General features: G+C 51.0%; 11 protein-coding genes. 5 read left to right on the top strand and 6 right to left on the bottom strand.

The window, feature by feature from the left end:
- The 5 genes from L4C36_RS05700 to L4C36_RS05680 form a co-directional block, all read right to left on the bottom strand.
- On the bottom strand, positions 1-139 hold a 139-nt coding region (locus tag L4C36_RS05700; RefSeq protein ID WP_428476830.1), incomplete at its 3' end, for a transposase family protein.
- 155 nt (positions 140-294) lie between these two features.
- Complete coding sequence (locus tag L4C36_RS05695; RefSeq protein WP_428476822.1) at positions 295-1,290, bottom strand: arginase family protein; 996 nt, start codon at positions 1,288-1,290, stop codon at positions 295-297.
- 103 nt (positions 1,291-1,393) lie between these two features.
- A complete protein-coding gene (locus L4C36_RS05690; protein ID WP_428476821.1) occupies positions 1,394-2,128 on the bottom strand; it encodes an IclR family transcriptional regulator in 735 nt (244 codons plus the stop codon).
- 296 nt (positions 2,129-2,424) lie between these two features.
- Entirely contained in the window at positions 2,425-2,907 is a 483-nt protein-coding gene (locus tag L4C36_RS05685; RefSeq protein ID WP_428476820.1) for an RNA-binding S4 domain-containing protein, read from the bottom strand.
- 2 nt (positions 2,908-2,909) lie between these two features.
- Positions 2,910-3,050, bottom strand: coding sequence for a hypothetical protein (locus L4C36_RS05680; RefSeq protein ID WP_428476819.1), 141 nt, complete (start codon positions 3,048-3,050; stop codon positions 2,910-2,912).
- Positions 3,051-3,115: 65 nt separating this feature from the next.
- On the opposite strand from L4C36_RS05680, the gene L4C36_RS05675 reads away from it, so the two are divergent.
- From L4C36_RS05675 to L4C36_RS05655, 5 genes are all read left to right on the top strand, one after another.
- On the top strand, positions 3,116-3,637 hold the full coding sequence (locus tag L4C36_RS05675; protein ID WP_428476818.1) for an NUDIX hydrolase: 522 nt from the start codon (positions 3,116-3,118) through the stop codon (positions 3,635-3,637).
- Between the two features lie 165 nt (positions 3,638-3,802).
- Entirely contained in the window at positions 3,803-3,958 is a 156-nt protein-coding gene (locus L4C36_RS05670) for a hypothetical protein (protein ID WP_428476817.1), read from the top strand.
- A gap of 186 nt (positions 3,959-4,144) precedes the next feature.
- A complete protein-coding gene (locus L4C36_RS05665) occupies positions 4,145-5,095 on the top strand; it encodes a TPR end-of-group domain-containing protein (RefSeq protein ID WP_428476816.1) in 951 nt (316 codons plus the stop codon).
- A 161-nt stretch (positions 5,096-5,256) separates the two neighbouring features.
- A complete protein-coding gene (locus L4C36_RS05660; protein ID WP_428476815.1) occupies positions 5,257-6,948 on the top strand; it encodes a DEAD/DEAH box helicase in 1,692 nt (563 codons plus the stop codon).
- A gap of 127 nt (positions 6,949-7,075) precedes the next feature.
- Positions 7,076-8,377 carry a sulfurtransferase gene (locus L4C36_RS05655; protein WP_428476814.1) on the top strand — a complete coding sequence of 434 codons (1,302 nt, stop codon included), beginning with the start codon at positions 7,076-7,078 and terminating at the stop codon, positions 8,375-8,377.
- A gap of 91 nt (positions 8,378-8,468) precedes the next feature.
- On the opposite strand, the gene torS is transcribed toward L4C36_RS05655, so the two are convergent.
- Complete coding sequence (torS, locus tag L4C36_RS05650; protein ID WP_428476813.1) at positions 8,469-11,615, bottom strand: TMAO reductase system sensor histidine kinase/response regulator TorS; 3,147 nt, start codon at positions 11,613-11,615, stop codon at positions 8,469-8,471.
- Positions 11,616-11,666 lie beyond the last annotated feature (51 nt).

Here is an 11,666-nt window from a genome sequence, read left to right as displayed (position 1 = left end):
TGTCGGTCCAGCCTTGGCCTCCGGCTATTACAGCGCAGATTGAGCCAAACAAAATATCGAACAGTGGGTAATCCACTTTCGCGCTTTGTCGCTCGTCACGGATGATGCTGAAATGCTCTTTGATGGTATCTAAATTCATGGCCACTCCTCAAAAGAGGAGCATAAGATCACAGTCGACTCGTCAGGTCAATTTTGATCTGGAATTGGGCAAAAAATATTCATGATCTTGCCCTGAGCCTATAACCGGTTAAGGTAAAGAAAATAATAACAAAAGGGTGATGTTAACGATCAATATCACGCATGCTTTAGCGTATGCTGAATCAGCTTCGCGGCTAATTTCGCCGTGTGATTTTGATAATCAAATTCGGTGTTTAACCCTGCCACATCCAATACCCGCACTTTGCCGCTGGCCATAATGTGTTTCAGCACCATTTCTATCACGGCCAAATTCACACCGTACACCCGTGACATATTCACCCCCTCAGCAATGGCGGAAGAAAAGACCGCTAAATCTAGGCTAAGGTGAATATGATCCACGCTGTCGATGTAACGGCTGATCGTGGCTTGGATTTGCTTGCGGTTTTTCATCTTCATTTGGCTATCGAGCAACCACTCAGCCCCCAACTCTTTGGCATACGCAAAGGCGGATTGGCTATTGGTGTGATCGCAAATGCCTAAGCCCAAATAATGGAAATCTCGACGTTCGGCCTGACAATAGCTGGCAACGGTATGAAAAGCCGATCCATTACGTACGGCCAATGTACGACGCAGCTGAAAATTGGCATCGATATTGATGATCCCGACTTTCGGCTGACACGCATGGGGAATGTGTGCCGGGCCTTCGCCTTCCCAGTCATTGGCCGCCTGATACACCGTATCCGACAAAGCCAGATAACTGCCGATAGCCACTTCATGGCCACCGCCCAGCATGACGGGTAAATGCCCCAGTTTGAGCATCTCCCGCAAGCGCTGATATTGGTACGCCTGCATGGCTTCAAAACTGGTTTCAGGGAAGACGGCGACTTGCTGCTCATCAATCACACCCGCATCGTACAAAGGCAACGCCGTGGTGACAGGTGATGCAGCCAAAGCACGACGAATGCTGTCTGGTCCTTCTTTGGTGCCTGCGTGCGCATCAAAATACTGCTGACTGAGATCACTGGCTAACCCCAGTAAGACCGCGCCCGTTTTTCGCTGTTCAGAATAAGGTTCAATCATCATTGTGGGTTTCACTGCAGACGCTACCTGCGCTGAACGAGCAAACGAAAACCAACGTTTAAAATCCAGCATGATGACTCCTTATCCTTTTGACTCTGACCAAGTTAACACTGACCAAACGGCACAGCAGTGGGTGATAGTTCTAGGTTATAAAACCGGGTTTGTAGATTGGGTTTTATAGATCAGGAGGAAGTACCCTCGCCGCCTGTAAAACAGAAAAAATGATCTTATTCTTGCGCTTTAACACGCGATCTTCCGGTGCCATGACACTCACAGCGCCGACAATTTTATTGCCAGAAAACACCGGCGCGCTGACCCCTGACACCCCAGGATCGTATTCCGAGGTACTGATGGCATACCCATCATGTTTGATCTGTGCCAGTTCGCTTTGCCAACGATCCACATCTTCCGGCTCAGTAATGCCAAAATGGTGCAATGTCGACATCACACGTTGTTCCGGCATATGGGCCAATATCACCTTGGAGGAAGCTCCTCGGATCAACGGCTGGCTTTGCCCTTCTTCATACGCACAACGCAGCGCATGCGGACTGTCGACACGGGCTGTACACAACGCACGGAACCCAACCGGTACCAAGTAAGCCGCCATTTCGCCAGTTTGTTGCTGTACGCGTTTCAACACTTGATGCACACCGCTTGACAGCGGCGAAAACATCTGGAAGTTACGCAATAACTGAAGCGCTGCCGGGCCAATGCTGTAACAGCTTTGACGCGGGCTTTCTTCAATCAAGTTCCAATTCTTCAAAATCACCAAGTAGCGATACACACTACTGGGTGGCATGCCTGTCTGTTCGCTTAACGTCTGTGCCGTGACCGGTTCATTGGCCGAAGCAATATGCATCAGTACCTGAAGCATTTTTTCATTGGCATTCAGTTTGTATTTATTTGTCATTCAGGTCTGTTCACTATGATGTTGTTTTATACGGGGCCACTACCGTTGACCGAACTATTAACGCTTATCGCGTTTTATCTCTCAATGCGTATTATCACAATGTGAGAAACGATACACAATCACACAGATAAATTCTTATATTGCAAGAAACTAAAGCAATAACGCCTGACATCTCGTACACGTCACTTTATTCACGTCCATGAACAACGACATGATATATACCCACAAAAACAAAAAAAGGCCGTGATAATCACTATCACGGCCTTGCTTTAACAGTATTTTCAGACAATCACAGCTTAGAAACTGATTGGCTTGCGCCCTGTGTTTTGGTCTGCTTTTTGAGAGGCTTGGGGGGCCGCTTTCGCACCACCTTTCTGCCCGGCTTTACCTTTTGGGGCCGCCGTCGCTTTCGCCCCTTTACGTGGCGTTTTCTGACCCGCATCCTGACTTGGCGCTTTAGATTTTTCGCGTGCAGGTTTTGCGGGCTTACTTGGAGCTGCTGGCTTTTTCGGTTTTGGTTCGTCAGACGGTTCCGTTACCGGCTGGTCACACAGTACCAAGAAGAATTCATTGTTAAATTCAATCACGTCACCGTCGTACACTTTGCGGCGCTTACGCTGTTCAAGCTCGCCATTCACCGCCACATAGCCTTCGGAGATCGCAAATTTGGCTTCACCGCCACCACTTACCGCATTGGCAATTTTCAACACTTTGTAAAGCTCAATCGGCTGGGCATCTACCTCTACGCCAAGGGCTTCTACTTCATATTCTTCAGACATTTTCACACACCAGTGGTGACATTATTGGTCGCCATTCTACCTGATACCCGGATCACCGCAACTGGCGTGATCGCTGGCACGCATTGCCATGCCGACTCATACGCCACAGAGTGAATACTGAGTTTGACATTTTGTGGTGTCACCCCCACTGGCTATCCCCTTGTGGCTGCGTTATGCTTTTCGCCTTCTATTGATCAGGTCACCGATAATGCATTGCCCATCATGTGGACAGCCCGCCCTGTCTGCGCAAGGCCCGAAAGCCTATGCCTGCACACAGTGTCAGTTTACCTATTTCCACAATACTGCGTCGGCCGTGCTGGCGGTGATTTGTCATCAAACCGATATTTTAGTCGCAGTACGCGGCCGTGAACCGGGCAAAGGCATGCTGGACTTACCCGGTGGATTTGTGGATTACGATGAATCCCTTGAACACGCACTATGCCGAGAATTGCATGAAGAGTTGAACGTCACGTTTACGCCACAGCAATTGCGTTATGCCGGTTCAGCGCCCAACTCCTATCGCTACCGAGATATTGAATACAAAACCTGTGATGTGTTTTTCCATATCACGCTTGATCAGCGCCCGCACGTTCAAGCCGGTGACGATGTGGCGGCCCTTCAATGGATCCCTGCGGCGTCGCTCAATCTTAATGATTTTGCGTTTTCATCGGCCAAAACCGCGCTGCAACAGCTTGGCATCGCTAATAGCGGGCATCACAGAAACGAATAACGCAGCGTCAGGGGATTGCGTTCTACGCCCTGCCGCTCCTCCTGTAAATTCACCACCAAGGATGATGCTTTTTTAACCACCTCAAGACAGGATGTCTCCATCGTTTATTCAGGCCGCTATCTGTTGCCTGAATCAACAATACTCAGTCGCACACTGGAGAATCCCATGCTGACATTTAACCATGACTTTGCATTACACCCTGAACACACAGTAACAAGTGAAGAACCCCAACACTTGCACGTACAAGCCGCATCAGAAAAAGAAGTACAACGTCAAACGCTGCTCCGCTCGGCGCAAATCGCTGGCGGACTGGAAGGCTAAGCGACGGTGGGCCTTGTGCCTTCTGTAGAAATAGACAACGCGATTTTCCACCGCTTCGCGTTATCTATTCTGGATGTCTTCTGCTATTTCTTAAGGGCGCCTCACTTTTATTGTTCGATAACGCAATAGATACACATCGAACAGTACATTGTGGGCGGTCCCTTGGTTTTGATGAGGAACGTCACTATGCCCTATCGGATGTTACTGCTTTTTTCCCTCTGTGTTTTCCCCTTCAGTGCCTCCCTTGTGCACGCCACGCCCGATGTGTCCTCCTCAGAGCCGGCGCCTGATACGGGCTCCAAGTCAGCCAACTCATCACCAGACGCACCATCAACGGCACCAGCCGCCGAGACGTTACAGCGTTACGCCACCGACAGCATTTACGACAAACCGTTGATGGAGCGCTATGTGCTGGATGAACTCAAACTGCTGCGCACCGAGCAGCAAAATCTGGAACGGAAGATGATCATTGAAATCACCGATCGCGAACTGTCAGTGGCCGATAAATCCATGAACTATGCCAATGTCACCGTGACCTATTTCTTCTACCTGATTGCCGGTGCCGCCTCACTCTTTGCCTTGATAGGTTGGCAATCGCTGCGTGAATTGCGCGATAACACCAAGAAAGTGGCCGATCAGCAACTCTCCGACATCGCCAAGCAATACGAAAAAAAATTCCAGTTACTGGAGCAAGATTTAAAACGTAAAACACGGATCATTACCCAGAACAATAAAGAGATCGAAACCATCAATGAAATTCACAATCTCTGGCTGCGATCGCAAAACCTGCAAACCCCAGAGCAGCGTATTGATGTGTACGATGAAATTCTCAAGATTCGACCCGGCGATCTTGAGGCACTGACGTATAAAGCCGATGCCGCCATGGAAACCCGCGAATATAACTGGGGCTTAAGTTTATGTAACCGCGTATTGGAATTTGACCCCAGCAATGCCCATGCCTTATACCAGCGCGCGTGTGCCTTTGCATGCCTGGGATCTGAGGAACAAGCCATTAATGATTTAGAGCGCGCATTGCAATACACCGCCTCGCTGCGCGAGCTCGCCGCAGAAGAGAAAGATTTTGAATCATTGTGGGGGAACGAGCGATTTGAAAGCCTCGTTGCGCCGTTGGATTAACGTTTTACACACCGCCAAATCCTCGCTCATCCCTTGAAGTAACAGGGTTTAACAGGGGAAATAGTCGAAAGATTAGGACTTTTCCCCATCCTGCTGTAAGCTAGCCCGCTTGCTGCCCATTGTGAGGCAGATCAAACTTTTCATCTAATCGAGAATCTTCTATGAGTTTTGCCTCTCTTGGGCTATGTACCCCAATCCTTGAAGCGATTGCCAATCAAGGCTATGAAACACCTTCCCCGATCCAAGCGCAAGCGATCCCAGCCGTGCTGGAAGGACGAGATGTCATGGCGGCGGCGCAGACAGGTACAGGCAAAACTGCAGGCTTTACCCTTCCTATCCTAGAGCTGTTGTCGAAAGGCCCGAAAGTACGTGCTAACCAAGTGCGTGCACTGGTTTTGACCCCAACCCGTGAGCTTGCGGCTCAGGTGGGCGAGAACGTCGCGACCTATTCAAAGCGTCTGCCGCTTAGCTCTGCGGTTGTGTTCGGTGGTGTAAAGATCAACCCGCAGATGATGCGCATGCGTCAAGGTGCCGACGTATTGGTCGCAACACCGGGTCGTTTGATGGATCTTGTTAACCAAAGAGCCATTAAGTTTGACCAACTTGAAGTGCTTGTTTTGGACGAAGCTGACCGCATGCTAGACATGGGCTTTATCCGCGACATCAGAAAAATCCTTAAGGTTTTGCCAGCACAACGTCAAAACCTGCTGTTCTCTGCGACTTTCTCTGAAGAGATCCGCGAGCTAGCACGTGACCTGACGAACAACCCTGTCGAAATCTCGGTAACACCGCGCAACAGCACAGCGACTACCGTTGAACAGTTAGTATACCCTGTCGATAAAACGAAGAAGTCGGCGCTATTGACCAAGCTGATCCAAGAGAAAAAATGGAAACAGGCTTTGGTGTTCACCCGTACTAAGCACGGCGCGAACCGTCTTGCGGCCTTCCTAGAAGCACGCAACATTACTGCTGCTGCGATTCACGGTAACAAGAGCCAAGGCGCACGTACTAAAGCACTGGCTAACTTCAAAACCGGTGAAGTACGTATTCTGGTTGCGACCGATATTGCCGCGCGCGGTATTGATATCGATCAGCTACCTCAAGTGGTGAACTTCGACCTGCCTAATGTGGCGGAAGACTACGTACACCGCATTGGCCGTACTGGCCGTGCAGGTGCAAACGGTCAAGCGGTTTCCCTGATCTGTGCAGAAGAAATTAAAGAACTGAACGCGATTGAGCAGCTTATTCAGAAGCACCTTGATCGTGAAGAAGTGTTTGGCTTTGTGCCAAGTGCTAAATTGCCAGCCTCTTTGCCAATCCGACCGCTTAAAGAGAAGAAGCCAAAGAAACAACACAGCGACGATCAGAAGAGCGAACGTGGTCAGAAAGCAAACAACGGCCAACGTCGTACACGTTCAGCCCAGTCGCATGAAGGTCAATCGCGTGATGCGAAACCTCGTCAGTCTCGCGACGGCCAAGCACGCAACAGCCAGTCTCGCGACGGCCAAGCACGCAACAGCCAGTCTCGCGACGGTCAAGCACGCAACAGCCAGTCTCGCGACGGTCAAGCACGCAACGGCCAGTCTCGTGACGGTCAAGCACGCAACGGCCAGTCTCGCGACGGTCAAGCACGCAACGGCCAGTCTCGCGACGGTCAAGCACGCAACGGCCAGTCTCGTGACGGTCAAGCACGCAACGGCCAGTCTCGTGACGGTCAAGCACGCAACAGCCAGTCTCGCGACGGCCAAGCACGCAACAGCCAGTCTCGCGACGGTAATACAAGCAACGGCAACCGTCGCTTTACAAAGCCACAAGGCAACCGCGCGAACAATGGTTCTACGCAGTCAGCGTAATTAAGCCAAGATAGAAGCGCACCCAACCCGCTTCTACATCAAGAAAATTCAAAGCCAGCAGACTATAATGCTGGCTTTGTCGTTTCTGTTTTTCCCTTTTTCTTTTCTCCTACTCATGGGCCTTTTTATGCGGATAACCAACTACGGGCTATTGTCCTTACTTGCCCTGTTCAGTGCATCGCTGTGGGCAACCACCTTTGACCAACTCGCCAAGCATCCTTCTTCGGATATTCAAATTATCGACTGCCGTAACAGCAATGCTTTCAACGGCTGGCCGGAAACCGGACAAACCCGCGGCGGCCATTTTCCGGGGGCAATCAACTTTGATGCGGACTGGCTGAGCACCTTGCGCCCCCCCGAACTCGGTGGCTTATTGGAATCTCGAGGGATTGTGCTTGATCACCCCACGTTCCTTTACTGCGCCCCTCAAAAAGCACAGATGCTGAAAGATCAGCTGACCCGCTTAGGCAACAAGCGCGTCACGGTCATGCCAGAAAGCCTGTCGGCGTATTCCGGTGATCTCGTGTCATTGCCCCGCTTTCAGCACTTGGTACCCGCAGACTGGCTGGATCAATTAATCCGTGGCGAGGCAGTACCGCATGCGCCGAAGAACGGATTCAAAGTGGTGGAAGTGGCGTGGGGCCCACCAACCAAATACTTGGTGGCACACATTCCGTCCTCGCTGTATGTGAACACCAATAATCTCGAAGCCGAGCCATGGTGGAACCACGTGGATGCCAAACAACTCACTGATTTAGTCCGTGACTTGGGGATCCGTCACGACACCACGGTAATTTTATATGGCCGCGACAACACGGCAGCAGCACGTGCCGCACACATTCTGATGTACGCAGGCGTCGACGATGTGCGCTTGCTCAATGGCGGCTGGACGGCATGGACGAATGCGGGTTTCGAGACAGAGGCGCTACTGAATCAGGCTGAACCGGTCGATTTTGGCCGTACCATTCCTGCCAACCCGCAATACATGACCGATTTGTCTCAGGCGCGTGACATGCTCAAGCACCCTGACAACCAATCGCTGGTCAGTATCCGCAGTTGGGCAGAATACACTGGTGAAACCAGCGGCTACCGTTACATTAAACCCAAAGGGCGCATTGTCGGATCTAAATGGGGCCATGCCGGATCAGACGCATACCATTTGGAGCATTTCCGTAACCCGGATAACACCATGCTCAGTGCCGATGTCATCACGCAATTCTGGGATGATTGGGACATTCATGCCAATCAACATGTGGCGTTTTACTGCGGCACCGGCTGGCGCGCTTCTGAAGTGTTTTTCTATGCCTATGTGATGGGCTGGCAGCACATCAGCGTGTTTGACGGCGGCTGGTTTGAATGGAGTGGCGATGCCAACAACCCCACCGAGACCGGTGACATCCCTAATGCCCCGAAAGCAAAGCATTACTGATTGATGCTGCACCCATAAAAAAACGGCGATCATTCGCCGTTTTTTATTGCCCGCTTTATATTGCCTGTTTTTATCGTCAGCTCACACGGACTTACGCTTCTGGCGTTTTAAACGAGGTCAGTAGTGCTTGCTCTGCCGCGGCAAAAGCCCGTGTCAGTGCCGTCGGATCAAGATGATCAATCGCCCCTTCTTTGGCCGATTTCTCATACGCCATACATACTTGGAACAACTGCGTTAACCCCATCGTGCCCGCCGCCCCTTTCAGGGTATGGGCAAAGTTAGAGACATCGGCTAGCTGGCCTTGCTCAATCGCTGACAACAACTTCGTCATTGTCTCGCCAGAAGACGAAATAAACAGGGTGATCATTTTATTGACCATGGCTTCACCCAATACGCTTAAATCGCTACCCAGTACTTTTTCATCCAAAACGGGCCATGTGTCGTTTTTCGCGGCATCATTTTGTACGGCTTCATGTTGCATTATCGGGTTACCTTCTTTTGTTTCTGTCGGGGGCTGCTCTGTGTCAGTGTCTGATTGTTCATGAGCCAGGCGTTCATCCTGCATGATCGCATTGGCCGTTTCATGGGCTTCTGACGTGTGTACTTCGGCGGCATGGGCCAATTGGATCGGGTGCACCCGATCTTCCCCTGCCAGCAAACGGCTGATGGTGTCGATTAATTGATGTTCCACCAGCGGTTTAGGCAAGAAGCCCGCAAAGCCCGCATTCAAATACTGCTCCACTTCTTCGGTAAAGACATGGGCAGAGAACGCCACCATTGGCGTCATGCCTTCGCGGGCGTTCGCCGCGTCATAAGCCTGCAGTTTACCCAGTAGCGTCACGCCATCGGTATCCGGCAAATTAATATCCAATAAGGCCAAATCAAACACGTCTTGCTGGAAGATTTGCTCCGCTTGCTGACCATCTTCGGCCGTGACCACACTGTGCCCTAAACGGCGCAAGAAGCCTTCTGCGACCAAGCTGTTTACCGGGTTATCTTCCACCAACAGAATGTGCGCCGCGACATGGCTTTCCTTTAGAACCTCCGCCGTTGGCGTGGTGATCGTCGTCGTACCACATGGCGTCATCGGCGTGAGTTCACCCGGTTCAAGGGTCAAACTGAACCAGAAGCAACTGCCTTCTTCAGGAATAGAGGTTAGCCCGATCTCGCCCCCCATGGCTTCCACAATGCGTTTACTGATCGCCAAGCCCAATCCGGTACCACCCGCGGTTTGGCGGCCTTCTTGTGACTGCTGGAACGCATCAAACATGCTTTGTTGTTCATCAGCAGGAATACCGATGCCGGTGTCTTCCACTTCAAACAACAACTTGCCCGGCGAGTGGGCTGAGGTACCAATGTATACCGACACTTGACCTTCCTCGGTAAACTTAATGGCATTGCCTACTAAGTTCACCAGTACTTGTCGAATGCGCGTAGCATCGCCGTACCAGTACTCAGCCACGTTCTCATCAATGTCGGTGACCAACGCCAAGTGTTTCGCCTGCGCACGGCTGGCCAGCATGCTGGTGACATCCTGCACCAAGGTCGGCAACGAGAAATGACTCGGACGCACATCTAAATGCCCCGCTTCGATTTTCGAGTAATCCAGTACGTCATTCAAAATATCCAGCAAGGATTCGCCACTGCGGTTAATCACGTCCAAATAACGGGCTTGCTTGGCATTCAGCCCCGTATCTGCCAGCAGCGACGCGGTGCCTAATACGCCATTCATCGGCGTGCGGATTTCATGGCTCATGGTGGCCAAAAAGGCCGATTTCGCACGGTTGGCCTGTTCCGCTTCTTGGCGGGCTTCGGCGTGTTTTTTCACTTCCAGATTGAGCTGATCATTGGTCTGCTCTAACTGACAAGTCCGCTCAGCCACCAAGCGCTCCAAGCTGGCTTTATGTTGCTGTAACTCATGGCGAATTTTCAACTCCACTTGTGCCAGACGATGACGTTCATACGCGGTGTCACGGGCAACCATAATAGCCCGTCCCATTTGCGCCAATTCATCTTCCCCGCGAGAATTGACGCGAATTTCCAAATCCCCTCGCGCCAACGACATCAGGGCTTTACTGTATTCATTAATACGACTGATCACCCGCGCATACACAAAGCGCCACATGATCAGCACCAACGCCAACATCCCGAGCGCTGAAATTGCCATCAAACTGTTACGGGCAACGGTCAGGGTTTCATCCACTTCCGTGATCGCCTGCTTGGCACCGTCGTTGGCGGCACGAATAATGTCGTCTACCGTTTGGTTCAACTGCTGGAACAGCACCAAGTTTTGCTGTTCCATGCGTTCCACGTCTTGCCTTGCATGCAGCAAGGCTTCTAAATCATGAAAAAACTGGCCGCCGTTATTCAAAATATCGGCCAAGGCCACAAGCTGTTTCGAGCGACTCGGATCTTCCACCGATTTCACCCGCTGCTGGATCACGCTCACCGCTGCGTTATAGCGTCTTTTCAGCTGCTGCAACGGTTCTACCGCCATGATTTGATCGCTGTCGTCCAGCATGTTGATCACCTGAAGCGAGAGAAAGCGCAACTCAAACAGGCGTTCACTCAAATCCATGTCGACTTCGACCAAGCTATCAAGGGCACTGAAGACGGCTTGGTTATCACCATTTTCGACCAAGTCGTAAATCCGTGACACGTTGGCTACCGCAATAGTGTTCGCGTTAGAAACCTGCGATTGCGACAACGAATCAATCTGCAACGTGGCATCACTCATTTTTTCATTCATTTTGGCAACCGTTTCTGTGAGCGTGAGTTTTCGCCCCACCAGCACCCCTAACATCGCCAGGTTATTGATGATATTTTCCACGTCGGCTTCAAGCTGCCCCATCAATTTCGGATCGAAATTGTAACGGTCTAACGCCATCAAACTTTGGTTTAGCGCCTGAATGTGAATGGTGAGGGATTTGCCCTGACGATCACGTTCCAACTCATCTTTTGATTTCGCCAAGACTTGCGCATTAAAGATAATCCGCGTACTTAAATCCGATAACTGGCGCGCTTCGGCCAAGGCAGGCACAGCAGAATTGATCACATTCCGTTCGGTTTTTGCCACCAAAGAAAAACCGGCAACGCCAATCACCACCGCAATAATCATCAGTCCCGCCATCATAGAGAAGGCGATCAACAACTTTTGGCCAATACCACTAGGGGTCAATGTCATATCAAACAACCACGACAAACATGCAGAATACATACCGTCAGTACGCTGCGCCACACGGTGCGCCTCGCCTAACACTCACCCTAACTGTCTCAAGCTGCATCTTGA

It is taken from the genome of Photobacterium japonica, from assembly GCF_050337005.1.
Lineage (GTDB): Bacteria > Pseudomonadota > Gammaproteobacteria > Enterobacterales > Vibrionaceae > Photobacterium > Photobacterium japonica.
The sequence above is the reverse complement of the archived record's forward strand: the minus strand, read 5'-3'. Positions and strand labels throughout refer to the sequence as shown.